12 protein-coding genes are annotated in these 15,564 nt (G+C 71.9%); 7 read left to right on the forward strand and 5 right to left on the reverse strand.

Annotated elements, in window-relative coordinates; genetic code table 11:
* Positions 1 to 15: 15 nt before the first annotated feature.
* From P3T37_RS24025 to P3T37_RS24035, 3 genes are all read right to left on the reverse strand, one after another.
* Positions 16 to 1,731, reverse strand: coding sequence for a proline--tRNA ligase (locus P3T37_RS24025; RefSeq protein ID WP_280725887.1), 1,716 nt, complete (start codon positions 1,729 to 1,731; stop codon positions 16 to 18).
* A 133-nt stretch (positions 1,732 to 1,864) separates the two neighbouring features.
* Positions 1,865 to 2,242: a DUF427 domain-containing protein gene (locus P3T37_RS24030; RefSeq protein WP_280725888.1), complete on the reverse strand. Its 378-nt coding sequence runs from the start codon at positions 2,240 to 2,242 to the stop codon at positions 1,865 to 1,867.
* Positions 2,243 to 2,273: 31 nt separating this feature from the next.
* Positions 2,274 to 3,731, reverse strand: coding sequence for an MFS transporter (locus tag P3T37_RS24035; RefSeq protein ID WP_280725889.1), 1,458 nt, complete (start codon positions 3,729 to 3,731; stop codon positions 2,274 to 2,276).
* A gap of 92 nt (positions 3,732 to 3,823) precedes the next feature.
* Here P3T37_RS24035 and P3T37_RS24040 point away from each other — a divergent pair, with 92 nt between their 5' ends.
* On the forward strand, positions 3,824 to 4,390 hold the full coding sequence (locus tag P3T37_RS24040) for a helix-turn-helix domain-containing protein (protein WP_280725890.1): 567 nt from the start codon (positions 3,824 to 3,826) through the stop codon (positions 4,388 to 4,390).
* 11 nt (positions 4,391 to 4,401) lie between these two features.
* Here P3T37_RS24040 and P3T37_RS24045 read toward each other — a convergent pair whose 3' ends face one another.
* Both P3T37_RS24045 and P3T37_RS24050 read right to left on the reverse strand, forming a co-directional pair.
* A complete protein-coding gene (locus P3T37_RS24045) occupies positions 4,402 to 5,376 on the reverse strand; it encodes a quinone oxidoreductase (protein WP_280725891.1) in 975 nt (324 codons plus the stop codon).
* 44 nt (positions 5,377 to 5,420) lie between these two features.
* A complete protein-coding gene (locus P3T37_RS24050) occupies positions 5,421 to 6,812 on the reverse strand; it encodes an MFS transporter (RefSeq protein ID WP_280725892.1) in 1,392 nt (463 codons plus the stop codon).
* 593 nt (positions 6,813 to 7,405) lie between these two features.
* Here P3T37_RS24050 and P3T37_RS24055 point away from each other — a divergent pair.
* The 6 genes from P3T37_RS24055 (at position 7,406) to P3T37_RS24080 (ending at position 15,539) form a co-directional block, all read left to right on the forward strand.
* Positions 7,406 to 8,671, forward strand: a complete 1,266-nt coding sequence (locus P3T37_RS24055) for a helix-turn-helix domain-containing protein (RefSeq protein ID WP_280725893.1) — start codon at positions 7,406 to 7,408, stop codon at positions 8,669 to 8,671.
* A gap of 723 nt (positions 8,672 to 9,394) precedes the next feature.
* Positions 9,395 to 10,540 (forward strand): fatty acid desaturase, encoded by a 1,146-nt coding sequence (locus P3T37_RS24060; RefSeq protein ID WP_280725894.1) that lies wholly within the window; start codon positions 9,395 to 9,397, stop codon positions 10,538 to 10,540.
* A gap of 70 nt (positions 10,541 to 10,610) precedes the next feature.
* Positions 10,611 to 11,114, forward strand: a complete 504-nt coding sequence (locus tag P3T37_RS24065; protein ID WP_280725895.1) for a cobalamin-dependent protein — start codon at positions 10,611 to 10,613, stop codon at positions 11,112 to 11,114.
* Positions 11,111 to 12,517, forward strand: coding sequence for a methylaspartate mutase (locus P3T37_RS24070; protein WP_280725896.1), 1,407 nt, complete (start codon positions 11,111 to 11,113; stop codon positions 12,515 to 12,517). Before P3T37_RS24065 ends, P3T37_RS24070 begins: the two co-directional genes overlap by 4 nt.
* A gap of 35 nt (positions 12,518 to 12,552) precedes the next feature.
* Positions 12,553 to 14,493 carry an FAD/NAD(P)-binding protein gene (locus tag P3T37_RS24075; protein WP_280725897.1) on the forward strand — a complete coding sequence of 647 codons (1,941 nt, stop codon included), beginning with the start codon at positions 12,553 to 12,555 and terminating at the stop codon, positions 14,491 to 14,493.
* 26 nt (positions 14,494 to 14,519) lie between these two features.
* Positions 14,520 to 15,539: a methyltransferase gene (locus P3T37_RS24080; RefSeq protein WP_280725898.1), complete on the forward strand. Its 1,020-nt coding sequence runs from the start codon at positions 14,520 to 14,522 to the stop codon at positions 15,537 to 15,539.
* Positions 15,540 to 15,564 lie beyond the last annotated feature (25 nt).

Consider the following 15,564-nt stretch of genomic DNA (forward strand, 5'->3'; position numbering starts at 1 on the left):
GCCATCGTCCGTCGCTCAGCCGGCCAGGCGGGCGTTGGCGATGAGGGTGGTGACGGCGGTGGCCGCGTCGGCGATCGGGACCTGGACGGTCTCGCCGGTGGCGCGGGTGACCAGCTCGACGACGCCCTCCTTGAGGCCGCGCGGGCCCACCGTGATCCGGTACGGGATGCCGATCAGCTCGATGTCGGCGAACTTCACGCCGGGGCGCTCGTCGCGGTCGTCCAGGATCACGTCGACCCGGGCGGCGCGCAGCTGCTCGTAGAGGCCGTCGACGACCTTGGTGGTCTCCTCGTCGTTCTTGCCGATCGGCACGACGACGACCTCGAAGGGCGCGACCGAGACCGGCCAGAGGATGCCCTTCTCGTCGTTGTGCGACTCGACCACCGCGGCGATCGAGCGCTCGATGCCGATGCCGTAGCTGCCCATGATCGGCTTGATCCGGGTGCCGTCGGGGCCGAGCACGCTGACGTCCAGCGACTCGGTGTACTTGTAGCCCAGCTTGAAGATGTGGCCGACCTCGACCGTGCGGACCACCGCGAGCGGCTGCGCGCAGGTCGGGCAGGCCTCGCCCGCGACGACCTCGCGGAAGTCGGCCCAGCGGGTGACGGCGATGTCGCGCTCGACGTCGACGCCGCGCAGATGCACGCCGTCCTCGTTGGCGCCGGTGCTCATCGCGCGGCGCCCGCGCAGCGCCTCGTCGGCCAGCACGGTCAACCCGCTCACGCCGACGGCGCCCAGGCTGCCGGGGGAGGCGTTCAGCGCCGCCTTGATCTCCTCCGGCTGGGCCGGGCGGACGTTGCGGGCGCCGGTGGCGTCGATCAGCTTCTGCTCGACCAGGCTGTGGTCGCCGCGGATCAGGACCAGGGTGAGCTGGTCGTCGACCACGAACACCAGGGTCTTGATCTGGCGCTCGGCCGGTACCCCGTGCAGGGTGGCCAGCTGCTCGATGGTGCGGGCGTCGGGGGTGTCGAAGCGCTCCGGCGCGGGCAGGCTCGCCGGGTCCTCGATCACGGGCAGCGCGGAGGTCGCCTTCTCGACGTTGGCCGCGTAGCCGCAGCCGGGGCAGTGCGCGACCAGGTCCTCGCCCGCCTCGGTCGGCGACATGAACTCGACGGAGGCCGAGCCGCCCATCGCACCGCTGGACGCCTGCACCGCGATCGCCGGGATGCCCAGGCGCTCGAAGATCCGCACGTAGGCGGCGCGGTGCAGGTCGAAGGAGCGGTCCAGGCCGGCCTGGTCGAGGTCGAAGCTGTAGGAGTCCTTCATGGTGAACTCGCGCACCCGCAGCAGACCGCTCTTGGGGCGCGGCTCGTCCCGGAACTTGGTCTGGAACTGGTACCACATCTGCGGCAACTGCTTGTAGGAGGACAGCTCCTGGGCGAGCGTCGTGAAGATCTCCTCGTGCGTCATGCCCAGCGCGAGGTCGGCGCCCTTGCGGTCCTTGAGGCGGAACATCTCGTCGCCCATGACCTCCCAGCGGCCGGACTTCTGCCAGATCTCGGCCGGGTGCATGGCCGGCAGGATCCACTCCTGCGAGCCGATCCGCGCCATCTCCTCGCGGACGATCTCCACGACCTTCGCCCGGACCCGGACGGCCAGCGGCAGCAGCGAGTAGTGGCCGGCCATCAACTGGCGGGCGAACCCGGCCCGGACCAGCAGGCGGTGGCTCACCGCGTCCGCGTCCGCCGGGTCGTCGCGCAGGGTCGGGGCGTACATCTGGGACCAGCGCATCTGAGGTGTCCTTCTGTCGAGCGGCACAGGCACGGAGCGGTGACGAATCGTAGTACAGCGTGCTCCGCGCCCTCCCGGGATATAGCGGGCCCGGGCCACCTGAGGGGTGACCCGGGCCCTGATCCGCAGGTGCTCAGAAGTCCTCCGCCACCAGCCTGGTCCGCTCCTGGTAGAAGGCGATCAGTCCGGCGAGCGGCTCCATGCCGGGCAGCGGGGTCGGGTACGACCAGGCGACGGCGTCGGCGAGCGGGCCGTCGGCCACCAGCGCGTGGTGGACGGCGGCGCCCTTGTAGGGGCAGTAGCTGTCGGTCTGTGCGACGCCGAGCAGATCGGTGCGGACGTCCTCCGGGGGGAGGTAGTAGCGCACCGGGTGCCGGCCCTCGTGGACGACGACCACGCGGTGGCTGTTGGCGAGCAGCGTGTCGCCGGACCACACGGTCACCCGGCCGCGTCCCTGCTCCAGTCGGACGGGGTTTTCGACGTGCTGCGGGGAGTTGGGAATGCTCGACATCGGTGGCCTCCTGGAGACGGGATGGGACAGGTCAGCTCGCCGAGCGGACCGGCGGCTCGGCCTGGAGCAGGGGCTCGGCCGGGGCGGCGGTACGGGCCGCCCGGGCCTCGGCCGTGCGGGCCCACAGCGCGATGGCCGCGCCGACCAGGCAGATGGCCGCGGCGACCAGGACCGCGTTGTTGGCGCCGTCGGCCATCGCGTGGGCCGGGCCGGCGTCCGACTTCGCCTGGCTCACCAAGGTCGCGGTGACGGCGACGCCGAGCGCGGAGCCGAGGTAGCGCGCGCTGTTGTTGGCGCCGGAGCCCATCGCGGCCCGGTGCGGCGGCACGCTGCTGACCGCGAGGCGGGCGAGCGCCGCGTTCAGGACTCCGCTGCCGATACCGGCGACGATCAGGCCGGGGGCCAGGTGGCCCCAGGAACCGCCGGCGTGCAGCCCGTACAGCGCCGCCTCGCCGAGGCCGCAGATCAGCAGGGAGGCGGCGACCTGCGTGGTGGCCGCCATCTTGTTGACCAGCCGGCGAGCTTGCAGGGCGGAGACCACCGAGAGGCCGGACCAGATGGCGAGGACGCCGGAGGCGGCCAGCGGGGTCTCACCGAGCGACTTCTGCAGCACGGTGGGCAGGTAGCTCATCAGACCGACGATCGACAGGCCGGTGAAGAGCGCGCCGCTGCTGGAGGCGATGAAGCCCGGGTTGCGGAACAGCGCGAGGTCGAGCATCGGCTCGGCGACCTTGGACTCCACGACCGCGAAGGCGATCAGCAGCACCAGGCCCGCGGCGAGCAGCTCGATCACGATGCCGCGGCCCCAGCCGTGCCGCCCCTCGGCGAGGCCCGCGATCAGGCAGGAGGAGCCGCTGGCGAGCGCCAGGACGCCGAGCGGGTCGAGCTTGCGGGGCCGTTCGTTCTTCGACTCGTCCAGTCCGAGGGCGGTGAGCAGCACCAGGCCCGCCGAGAGCAGGGCCAGCACCCAGTAGACCGAGCGCCAACCGCCGGCCTGCTCCATGAGCGCGGCGTAGATCGGGCCCAGCGCGATGCCGAGGCCGACCGAGGCGCCCCACATGCCGAGCGCCCGGATGCGGGCGGGGCCCACGGGGTAGACGTTGCTGATCAGGCCCAGGGTCGGTGCCAGGATCGCCGCCGCGGCGCAGCCCTGCAGGACGCGGCCGGTGAGGAAGAGCCCGGTGTTCGGGGCGGCCGCCGAGAGCACGGTCGAGATCAGCAGGAGGACCGCGCCGCCGCCGAAGACGCGCTTGCGGCCGTAGTCGTCGGCGGCGCTGCCGGCGGTGAGCAGCAGGGCGGCCAGGCCGACCAGGGTGCCGGTGAGCACCCAGGTCTGGGCGGACGCGCCGATGTGCAGGGCCGCGGCGGTGGGCGAGAGGGTCGTCAGAGGGGAGGTGTAGTCGATCAGTACCAGCAGTGTGCCGCAGGCCGCGGTGAGCAAGGTGATGCCGGGGCTGCGCGACTGGCCGCCGGGCGGGTTGGGGGTCATGGCAGTCCTGTTCCTAGGTCTGGTGAACGAACTCACTCAACTGACAAGCTACCATGGCAGGTCTGTTCACTGAACTGAACTAAGCTGGCGCCATGGCGCTAGGAACGGATTACGCACAGCAGGACTGCTCACTGGCGCGCGCGCTGGAAGTGGTCGGGGAACGCTGGAGCATGCTGATCGTGCGCGACGCCTTCTACGGCGTGCGGCGGTTCAACGACTTCCTGGCGCACCTCGACATCCCGCGGGCCGTCCTGACCGGGCGGCTGCGCTCGCTGGTGGCGGCCGGGGTGCTCGACAAGGAGCCGTACCAGCAGTCGCCGGTGCGCTACGGCTACGGCCTGACCAGTGCCGGCCGGGAGCTGTGGCTGCCGATCTACGCGCTGGCGCGGTGGGGCGAGCGGCACGCCTCGGACGGCGGGGCGCGGACGGTCTTCAGCCATGCCACCTGCGGGACCCGGCTGGACATCGTCGGCAGCTGCCCGACCTGCTGCGTGCTGGTGGCGCCCGAGGACGTGATGATGCGGCCGGGCCCCGGCGCGCTCACGGAGCTGCGCCAGGACCCGGTGTCGCGTGCGCTCGGCCGGCCGCACCGGCTGCTGGCGCCGATCGAGCCGCTGAGCGAAACGGTCGGCGAGCAGGCGGCCGAGCCGGTCGGCTAGGCCGGGGTGGGTCAGGCCGGGGTGAGCAGGAGCTTGCCGGTGGTCCGCCGGGACTGGAGATCCGCGTGGGCCTGGTGCGCCTGGGCGAAGGTGTAGCGTCCACCGATCGCGACCTGGATCGCCCCGGTCCGCATCCAGTCGAACAACTCGGCTGCCCGGGAACGCAGTTCGGCCGGGTCGGTGGCGTGGTCGACCAGCGTCGGACGGGTCAGGAAGAGCGAGCCCAGGGCCGCCAGGGACTGCGGGTCGAGGGCCGGCGCCGGGCCGGAGGCGGCTCCGGCCAGGACGAAGGTGCCGCGCGGGCGCAGCGAGTCCAGGCCGGCCCTGAAGGTGTCCAGGCCGATCCCGTCGTACACCACGTCGACGCCCCGGCCGCCCGTCAACTTCCGTACCAGCGGCGCCAGATCGGCCGGGTCGGCGCCCACGATCACCTCGTGGGCGCCCGCCGCCCGGGCCACCTCGGCCTTCGCCTGCGTCGAGACGGTCGCCAGCACCTGCACCCCGCGCCCGGCCAGCAGCCGGGTGAGGTGCTGCCCGAGGCCGCCGGCTGCCGCGTGCACGAGCGCGCTCTCGCCCTCCCCCGCGCGGTAGGTCGAGGTGGTGAGGTAGTGCGCGGTGAGGCCCTGGAGCAGGACGGCGGCGGCGTCCGCCTCGGTGATGTCCGCGGGGAGCGGCACGGTGGCGTCGGCCGCGACGACCACCCGCTCCGCGTAACTGCCCGGCGCCGCCCACCAGGCCACCCGGTCGCCGACCGCGACGCCGGAGACCTCGGGCCCGAGCTCCACGACGGTCCCCGCACCCTCGCAGCCCGGGACGAACGGCGGCGCGAGCTTCGTGCGCCCCTCGCGCTCGTAGACGTCCTTGAAGTTGACTCCGGCGTAGGCGAGTTGCACCACCACCTGGCCGGGCCCGGCCGTCGGATCCGGCCGCTCGGCCTCGGTCAGGACCTCGGGGCCACCTGACTGCTCGACTACCACTGCGCGCATCGCGCTTCTCCTCATCATCGGTGTCACGGGTACTTCGGGGACGGCTAGGAACGGGCGGGCATGGTGCGGCGGACCACCAGGACGATGACGAGGAAGCCGCAGGCCACCAGGGACAGGCAGACCCGCAGCCCGCCGGCGTCGGACGAGCGGTCCAGCAGCGGTCCGAACAGCGCGAGCCCGACCGCCCCGCCGACCTGCCGCAGGGCGTTGAGCGCTCCGGACGCCAGCCCGGACTGGTGCACCGGCAGGGCCCGCAGGACGACGGTGGGCAGGCTCGGTCCCATCAGGCCGGCGCCGAGGCCGAGCAGGCAGCTGCCCAGGCCGAAGACCCACCAGTCCCGTCCGGTCCCGACCGGCAGCAGCGCGAGCGCGCCCAGGGCCGCCAGGGCCGACCCGGCGATCAGCAGCAGGCGGGGGCCGGTGCGGGTCACCGCGCGGGCCAGTACGAAGGAGGCGAAGGTCCAGAACGAGGCGAACGGGATGAAGGCCAGTCCGGCTCCCAGCGCGTCCAGGCCCCAACTCTTCTGGAGGAAGGCCGAGATGGCGTACTGACTGCCGTATGCGCCGAACTGGAACAGCGCTCCGACGCCCAGCCCGGCCAGGAACCCGGGCCGGGTCAGCAGCGTCGGCGGCAGCATCGGATGGGCGACGGCGCGCTCCACGGCCACCAGGGCGACTCCCGCCACCGCCGTGCCGGCCAGCAGGGCGATGGTCACCGGCGCGGCCCAGCCGCGGGTCCCGCCCTCGACCAGCGCGCCGATCCCGCAGCCGACCAGGGCGATCGCGGCGAGCTGGCCGCTGACGTCGAACGGCACCCGGCGCGCTGGGGACGCCGCCACGGCCCGGCCGCAGACCACCACGACAGCCAGGCCGATCGGCACGTTGATCAGGAAGATCGACCGCCAGCCGACCGCGGCGGTCAGCGCGCCGCCGAGCACCGGTCCGAGCACCAGCGCGAGCGAGCTGACACCGCCCCAGACCGTGAACGCCCGGGCGCGCCGCGCCGGTTCGGCGTACATGTGGGCCATCAGGGCCAGCGAGGCCGGCAGCAGTCCGCCGGCCGACACCCCCTGCACGGCGCGGGCGGCGATCAGAGCGCCGACGTCAGGGCTCAGCGCACAGGCCGCCGAGGAGAGGACGAAGAGCAGGAGCGAGACCCGGAAGAGCCTGCGGGCCCCCAGCAGGTCCGCCAGGGTCCCGCCGCCGAGTAAGCAGGCGGCCATGGCAATGGTGTAGGCGTTGACCGTCCACTCCAACTGCGCCAGGCCGCCTGCGAAATCGCTGCGGATCCGGGGCAGGGCGACGTTGAGCGCGCTGCTGTCCATCAGCACCATGAAGAAGCCCAGGCAGACCGCCCCGAGCGCCAGTGGACCGGCGGCCGGTCGGTACGGAGCTGACGTGCCGGCGAGGTTCGCGGTATCTGTGGCTTCATTCATCTGACAGCTCGCATCCAACCGGGAGATACCAACGGGAGACTATCGGGGCCCGACCGCCTATACTGTTCGACGGAGGTCGATCACTATGCATGAAAGTCTCCGGCCTGGTGTTACGTCAAGTGCTGTTCACCCGAAGGCCCCACAGCGGGTCTCGCACCGCGGGCACCACCACTCCACTGACGATGATCCGTCAACTGAGCTGAATGGCCACGGGCTTGTCCCACATGTGAGCTCGACGGCAGTCCCGAACCGACAGAGCGGCGGATGCCCGGGGGCCACCCTGAATAGGGAGACCCCTCTGGGCAAACTGCGAGAAGCCATTGGTGACGTTCCAATTGCCAGTTGACTGGTGGTGTCATAGATTTGTCAGAGTAGGTTTATCGTGAGTCTGCTTGCTACGGCCACTCGAGGTCGGAGAAGTGCGTGCGGAACGGCCGCGGTCTGGACGCGGACCGGGCCGGTCGGGTCCGGTCTGCACCAGTTGCGGCCGGCATCGGCTCGGCCACTCCGAGCGCGGCCATCGGGGCTATGAGCAGTGCGCCAAGAAGTTGAAACACGGGGCGGGTCCCTCCGTGGGAAATGGTGGGTTTGCCATGGCACAGGTCAGCCAGCCCGAGTTCGGCCAGCGGCTAAGAGAACTCAGACTGGATCGGGGGATCAAGCAGACCGAACTCGCCGGCGGTCCGGTGTCGGCCAGCTACATCTCACGTCTTGAGATGGGTAACCGCCTCCCGTCTCCCAACGCGCTGAGCTACCTGGCCGCGACCCTGGGCGTCACCGTCGACGACCTGATCACGCGCCACGAACACGAGGGCCGCGGCACCGCCGCCCCCGCACCGGACCGAGCCGGCAGCACCGACTCGGTCCGCAGCGCCCTGCTGGCCCGCGCGACGACCGCCCTGCGCGGCGGTGACACCCGGTACGCCGTCGAACTCCTCGAATCCGAGCTCGCGGCGCCCGATCTGGAGCCGTTCGGCTGGGGCTGGCACCTGCTGGGGACGCTGGCCGAGGCGTACGGCCGCGCGCAGGAACTCCCGGCCCGCGTCGACGTGCTGCGCCTGATGCTGGAGATCAGCACGGACTGGCATGACGCCGGACCGGTCCGCGGCGACATCCTGGCCGAACTCTCGAACGACGAGCGCGCGCTCGGCCGCATCGAGTCCGCGCTGGACTCGGCCAAGCAGGCGGTGGCGGCCACCCGCGAGTCCCGGGCCCCCGAACGGGCGCTGGCCCTGATGGCCCTGGCGGCCGCGGAGACCGAGGCCGGCGGCGCGGCCCGGGCCGCCGAACGGGTGCCCGAACTGCTCGCCCTGGTCGAGGCCGTACCGCCGCTGAGGGCCGCTCAGATCTACTGGAGCTGCGCCGGGGTCAGCGCTCGCCAGGGGGACAGCGAGGCGTCCGACGAGCTGATGAGCCGCGCGCTGGACACCCTGGACAGCCGGGACGACCTGCTCGCCTGGGCGCGGCTGCGGATGGCCGCCGGCGCGCTGCGGCTGCGGTGCGGCCGGGTGGACGACGTCGGCCGGTGGATCGAGGAGGCCGGCCGGGCCGTCGACCTGGTGGGGGTGCCCGCCCAGGCCGCGGCACTGCTCTTCCTGAAGGCCTGGCTGTTCTGGGCCGAGGACTGCTACGAGGACGCGTTCACGGCGGCACGTCAGGCCGATGACACGGGGCTGCTCGCTTTTCATGACCGGCTGCGCGCCCGACTGCTGCAGAGTCGCTGCCTGCTGCACATGGACCGGCAGGCCGACGCGCTGCGCGCCATGCGGGCCGTGGCGGTGGAGGCCGAGGAGGCCGGGTACCTGGATCTGGCGACCGAGGCGTGGAAGGCGCTGGCCTCCACTCTCGACCCGGCGTGACCAGCAGGACAGCGTCCGGCTTGACCACCAGGACGGCCCTGAAACGCGGGCCGGCCGGGCCGACGGGTGTCCGCGCAGGCTGAGTGCACCCCACCGTGCGGTGCCGAAGCCATCTCCACCACTCTCCCCCCACAAGGAACTTGGCGCCACGGACCGGCGGTCTCGGAGCCCCCGCCGCAGCCCGTGTTGTGGCCGAGCCTAGCAAGTCGGTTCGGTCAACAGTCCTACCAAGATTAACTTATTCGCATGAGAATTGACTAGGCATGACATTGTTCTAACGTCACTTGACTGACTCTGACAGTCCTGGGTAGCGTGGCGGAGGCCTCAGATCGACGGAGTGCCGTGTCATCCGCCCAACCGCCATGGCACCACCTCACTCGCCGCGTCCGTTCAGCCCTGCCCCGATGCCGACCGCTGGTCGGTGCACCGTGACGGCGAGCCTCAGCACAGCCACCCGTGGATGCGGGCTGTCCGCCTTCGGGGCCCGTCGCAGTCTCCCGCTCCCCATCGCGATGCCCGCCTGCCCGCGTGCCGCCACCCACGGCGCACCGCGGGCGCCGGGCTGGTCAACCGCATTACAGAGAGGGCCTGTCCACCGTGAGCACGAGCAACTCGACTGCGCAGGGCCCGGCAACACCCTGCGCGCCAGATGCAGCAACCGGCCTATTAGCAAACGGAGTTACCTCCACCACAGACCCGGCGGCGGACCCGGTCCGCGAGTCCATGCGGGCCCTGCCCAACGCGGTCCAGCCGGCCCTCACCTTCCTCACCGGCAGGCCCCTTCAGGGCCAGCGGCCGGTCAACCTCTCCCCCGGGTTCCACCTGGCGACCGCCTGGCTGAGCCTGCTGACCGGCGTCGTCCTCTCCTGCACCGGATTCACCCTCGGTGGCCCGTATCTGCTTCTGCTGCTGCCCGGTTGGGCGATGACCCTGCACGGCCAGCGCAACCTGCGCATGATGGTCTACCACCAGTGCTCGCACCGGAACATGTACGGCCGCCGCCGGCTGGACGCGATGATCGGCTACTCCATCTCCGGACTGCTGGTCATCCAGAACTTCGAGCGGTACAGCAAGGAGCACGTGGCGGACCACCACGCCGTCCACCACATGACGCTGCGCGACCCCACCGTCCAGGCGTTCCTGATCAGCCTGGACCTGCACCCCGGTATGACACGCCGTCACATGTGGACCAGGGTCCTGCTGAAGCTCGTGTCGCCGCGCTTCCACCTCGCCTTCGCGGTGTCGCGCATCCGCTCCTTCTCGCACAACTCGGCGCCCACCGAGAAGGCGATCGCCCTGGTGCTCTACGGCGGTGGAGCGCTCGCCGCCGGCTGGTCGGGCCTGTACCCGGTGGTCCTGGTCGCCTGGTTCCTCCCGCTGGTGTACTTCTACCAGGTCAGCAACACCCTGCGGCTCTGCGTCAAGCACACCTTCCCCGCCCCCGACACCACCGTGCGGCGCGGCAAGGAGTACTTCGCGAGCCTGACCAACGCCATCTTCATCGGCGAACAGGCACCCGCCCCGGGCCTGCCGCTGCTGCGCGCCGCGGCCGCCTGGCTGCGCTGGGGCCTGCGGATGGCGCTGGTGCACTTCCCCTGCCGCTACCTGGTGCTCACCGGGGACACCGTGGTCCACGACTACCACCACCGCTACCCCGCCAGCCGGCAGTGGCACAACTACATCTTCGCCCGCCAGGACGACCTGGTGGACGGTCACCGCGGCTGGCCCTCGTACACCGCGGAGTGGGGTCTGAAGGCCGCCGTCGACCGGGTCTTCGACTCCCTCTCCATCGCGGACGCCGAGGAGTTCGACGTCGCGCGGATCACCTCGGTGAGCCGCCGCGAGCTCTTCGCCGCCTTCGACGACTAATTCGACGACCAGACGACCAGCCGACCAGATACCCGTCCGATCCCTGAGCGCTTCCAGAAAGGCACCTGCGGTGACGTCCAAGACCCCTCTCCAGAGCGAGACTTCCCTCCCCTCGGCCGTCTTCGGTCCAGCGGACCGGACCGGCCGCACGGTGATCCTGGGAGTCGCGGCCAGCGACAGCCACGCCGTCGCCAACCACCTGATCGCGCACGCGCTGCGCGCCCAGGGTCTGACCGTCGTCAACCTCGGTACCTGCACGCCGGTTTCGGAGTTCGCCGACGCCTGCGAGCGGCACCCCGACGCGGAGGCCGTCATCGTGGGCAGCCTCAACGGCCACATCCACGAGGATCTGCACGACCTGGCCGAGGCCAAGCAGGAGGGCCGGATCCCGTGCCCCGTCATCGTCGGCGGCAACCTCTCGGTCGGCAGCACCAAGGACGAGTCGGCGATCACCCGGCTGTTCGAACTCGGCGTGGACCACGTGCTGCGCCGGCCGGCCGACCTGGCCCCGCTGCTCGACAGCCTGCTGCCCGCACGGTCCGTCCGTCCGCTCGCCACCTCCGTGGCGCGATGACGACCGAACTCGACGCGCACGGCCGCCAGGCCGAGGTGCCGACCGTGCCGGGGCTGCCGTCCTTACGGGAATCGGCCGACTACATCGCACAGTTGGACAAGCCCACGGCGGCCGAGGTGCTGCAGGGCGCCCGGCTCGCCGGGCGGGTCGCGCTGCAACCGCGCTGCGGCGTGGGCGGCCACCAGGAGATGGCGGCTCTGCTGGCCCACCTCGAACGCGAGGGACGCCCGGACATCCTGACCCTGACGATCGACTCGCACACCCGGCTCTGCCGGTTCGACAACGCCGCCCGGGCCCTGAGCACCGACCCGCGCACCCTCAACGGCTACCCGCTGGTCACCCACGGCTGGGAGCGCGGACGGGAGTTGAACGAATCGGTGGCGTCCCCGCTGGAGATCCGGCACGGCTCTCCTGACCCGCGCGCGCTGTTCCAGGTCTCGGTCGCCTCCGGCATCACCTCCTTCGAGGGCGGCGGGATCTCCTACAACCTGCCGTACTCCAAGGACGTGCCGCTGGCCCACTCGCTCGCCGCGTGGTCCGAAGTCGACGCGGTGTGCGGCGAGTTGGCCGAACTCGGCACGGTGGTGGACCGGGAGCTGTTCGGCACCCTCACCGCCGTCCTGGTGCCGCCGTCGATCAGCCTCGCGGTGAGCGTGCTGGAGGCCGTCGCGGCGGCCGCCGAGGGCGTGCGGTGCATCTCGGTCTCGTACCCGCAGAGCGGCCATCTCACCCAGGACGTGGCCGCGTTGCGGGCCGTCCACGAGCTCGCCGCCCGCTACCTCCCGGCCGGGGTGCAGACGCACGCGGTGCTGCACGAGTTCATGGGGGTCTTCCCCCGCGAGCGCCACCACGCCGAGCAGCTGATCTTCTTCGGTGCGCTGACCGCGCGGCTGGGCGGCGCCTCGAAGATGATCACCAAGACCTACCAGGAGGCCTTCGGCATCCCCGACGCGGAGGCCAACGCCGCCGGACTGCGGCTGGCCGACATCGCCAACTCCCCGCTGCTGGAGTTCATCCCGGTGGACGAGGAGGCGGTGGCCGAGGAGCAGGAGTGGATCTGCCGCGAGGTCGCCGAGATCGTCGAGCCGGTCCTCGCCTCGCGCAACCTGCACAGCGGCATCGTCACGGCCTTCGCCGAGGGCCGCCTCGACATCCCGTTCAGCGCCAGCCGGCACGCCCGCTCCGCGATCATCCCGCGGCGGGACTCCGAGGGCGCGATCCGCTACCAGTCCCACGGCAACCTGCCGTTGTCGGCGCAGAGCGTGGCGCGCAACCAGCGCCTGCTCGCCGTGGGGCGCCCGGGCGGAACCAGCTCGGAGGACCTCTTCGCGGCGCTCCAGCTGGACATCGACTACTTCCCGCAGCTCTTCGGCGAAGCCGGCGCGAGCGGACTCCTGCAGTGAAGGCAGAGCACACCCCCGAAGGAAAGGACGCACCAGTGGCAGTCGACCGACCGGTCATCCGTGTGGGCATCGTGGGCGCAGGCCCGCGAGGCGTCGTCGCGCTCGAACGCCTCTGCGTCAACGCACCGCTGCTGGCACCCGGGGTGCCGGTCGAGGTCCACCTGATCGACCCCTACCCGGCGGGCGGCGGCCGGGTGTGGAAGCAGCAGCAGAACCGCTCGCTGCTGATGAACACGGTGGCCTCCGACGTCACCGTGTTCACCGACGAGTCCGTCCCCTGCGAGGGCCCGATCGTCACCGGTCCGACCCAGTACCAGTGGGCCCGGATGGTGACCGAGGGCCACATCGCGGACGTCGACGAGGCGGACCGCGAGGAGGCCCGCGGGATGCTCCCGTGGTCCTACGGCAGCCGGGCCTTCAACGGCGCCTACCTGGGCTGGGCGCTGGGCCACATCATCCGCAACGCGCCGTCCGAGATCACCGTTCGCTTCCACCGCACCCGCGCGGTGGAGCTGGAGGACCTGGAGGACGGCACCCAGCGGCTGCGGCTGGAGGACGGCGGCGAGCCGCTGGTGGTCGACTCGGTGGTGCTCTCCCAGGGGCACTTCGACGTCGCGCCCACCAAGGGGCAGCAGGAGTTCGAGCGGTTCGCCGCCGAGCACGGGCTGCTCTACCAGGCGCCCGCCAGCCCCGCCGAGACCGACCTGTCCGCGTTCCCCGCGGGCGAGCCCGTCGCGGTGCGGGGCCTGGGCCTCAGCTTCTTCGACTACGTGACGCTGCTGACCTCGGATCGCGGCGGCCGCTTCGAGCGGGACGCGGCCGGGGCACTGCGCTACCTGCCCTCCGGCCGGGAGCCGATCCTGTACGCGGGGTCCGGGCGCGGGCTGCCGTACACCGCGCGGGCCGAGGTGCACCTGGAGATCGTCCCGCGCTACGAGCCGCGCTTCCTGACCGCCGAGGTGATCGCCGTGCTGCGCCGCAACGCCGGACGCGGCGAGACCGACTTCAAGCGCGACCTGTGGCCGTACGTGGCCAAGGAGGTCGGCTTCGTCTACTACCGCAGCCTGCTGAGCGGAGCGCCGCAGGCCCAGCGCGAGGAGTTCCTGGCCGCGTACTGCGACCTGGAGTGGGACAGCCCGGAGATGACCGCGCTGATATCCGGGCAGTTCCCCGACAGCTCCACGCACTGGAGCTGGGAGAGGGTCGACCACCCCAACCTCGACCGGCGGTTCGCCGACCGGGCCGAGTACCAGGAGTGGGTGGCCGAGCGGCTGCGCTGGGACATGGAGCAGTCCCAGGTCGGACCGGCCGGGAGCCCGTTCAAGGCGACGGCGGCGATCATGCGCGACCTGCGCGACGAGATCCGCCAGGTGGTCTCCCACCAGGGCATCCGGGGCGCGTCCTACCGCGACCACGTCGACCGCTGGTTCAGCGGTCTGAACAACTTCCTCGCCAGCGGCCCGCCGGCCTCCCGGGTCGAGGAGCTGGAAGCCCTGGTCACCGCCGGGGTGGTCCGGATGGTCGGCCCGCGGATGCGGGTCGAGGCCGACCGGGCGGCCGGCCGCTTCGTGGTCTCCTCCGCCGACATCGACGAAGCGCCGCTGGTGGTCTCCGGGTTGATCGAGGCCCACCTCGCGCTGACCGACATCCGCCGGGCCACCGACCCGCTGCTGAGCCGGCTGCTCGCCGCCGGCGCCTGCCGTCCGCACACCATCCCGAACGCCGACGGCCCCGGCTACGAGACCGGCGGCATCGACGTCGCCGAGACCAGCTTCCGCCTGCTGGACGCCTCGGGGACCGCACACCGCGGCCGCTTCTCGTACGGTCCGCCGGTGGAGTCCGTCCAGTGGGTCACCGCCATCGGCGCCCGCCCGCACGTCGGCTCGCGCACGCTGATCCAGGGCGACGCCATCGCCCGCGGCTGCCTGCGCACCGGAGTGGACAACCTGAACCGGCGCACCCTCGCGCTGGCCTGACACCTACCCGAAGAGAGAGAGCAGCAATGAGCGAGAACGCCCCCGCACGCCGGGTCCTGGATCTGATGACCGGCTACTGGGCCTCCCAGGCCGTCTACGTCGCCGCCAAGTTGGAGCTCGCCGACCACCTGGCGACCGGCCCGCTGACCGCCACCGAACTGGCCGCCCGCACCGCCGCCGACGAGCCGTCGCTGGCCCGCCTGCTGCGCTTCCTCTCCGAGCTCGGCATCGTCACCGCCGACGCCGAGGGCGCCTACCGGACCACCGAGGCCGGCGCCGAGCTGCGCACCGAGGAGCAGGGCTCGATGCGCGACCTCGCCCTGCTCTACGGCGAGGAGTTCTACGCGGGCTGGGGGAACCTGCTGCACACCGTGCGGACCGGGCAGAACGGATTCGAAGCGCTGCACGGCGCGCCGATGTACCCGTACTTCGCCCAGTCCCCCGAGCTGACCGCCAAGTTCGACCGCGCGATGGCCGCGAGCTCGGCCTTCTTCGAGCCGATCCCCGTGCTGCACGACTTCAGCCGGGCCCGCACCGTGGTGGACATCGCGGGCGGCAACGGCGCACTGCTCGCCACCGTGCTCCGCGCCCACCCCGAGGCGCGCGGCATCCTCTTCGACGCCCAGCACGTGGTCGAGGCGGCCCGCACCGAGCTGGCGGCCACCAGCGTCGGCGACCGCGTCGACTACGCCTGGGGCGACTACTACGAGAAGGTCCCCGCCGGCGGCGACGTCTACCTGCTCTCCCGGGTCCTGCACGGCCGCGACGACGCCAGGTGCGTGGACGTGCTGGCGCGGATCCGCGAGGCGATGCCGAACGACGGCGCGCTGCTGATCGTCGAGCGGGTCATCCCCGACGACGGCTCCGCCTCGCTGGCCGCGTGGTTCGACGTCCACATGCTGACCATCGCCGGCGGCACCGAGCGCACCACCTCGCAGTACCGCGACCTGCTGGAGCAGGCCGGCTTCGACCTCACCGCCGTCCACGGCCTGCCGCTGGACACCCAGCTCCTCGTCGCCGAGCCGCAGTCGCGCAACGCCAACTGACCACCGTCCCAGTCGCACTCCAGTC

The organism is Kitasatospora sp. MAA4 (genome assembly GCF_029893355.1).
Classification (GTDB): Bacteria; Actinomycetota; Actinomycetes; order Streptomycetales; family Streptomycetaceae; genus Kitasatospora.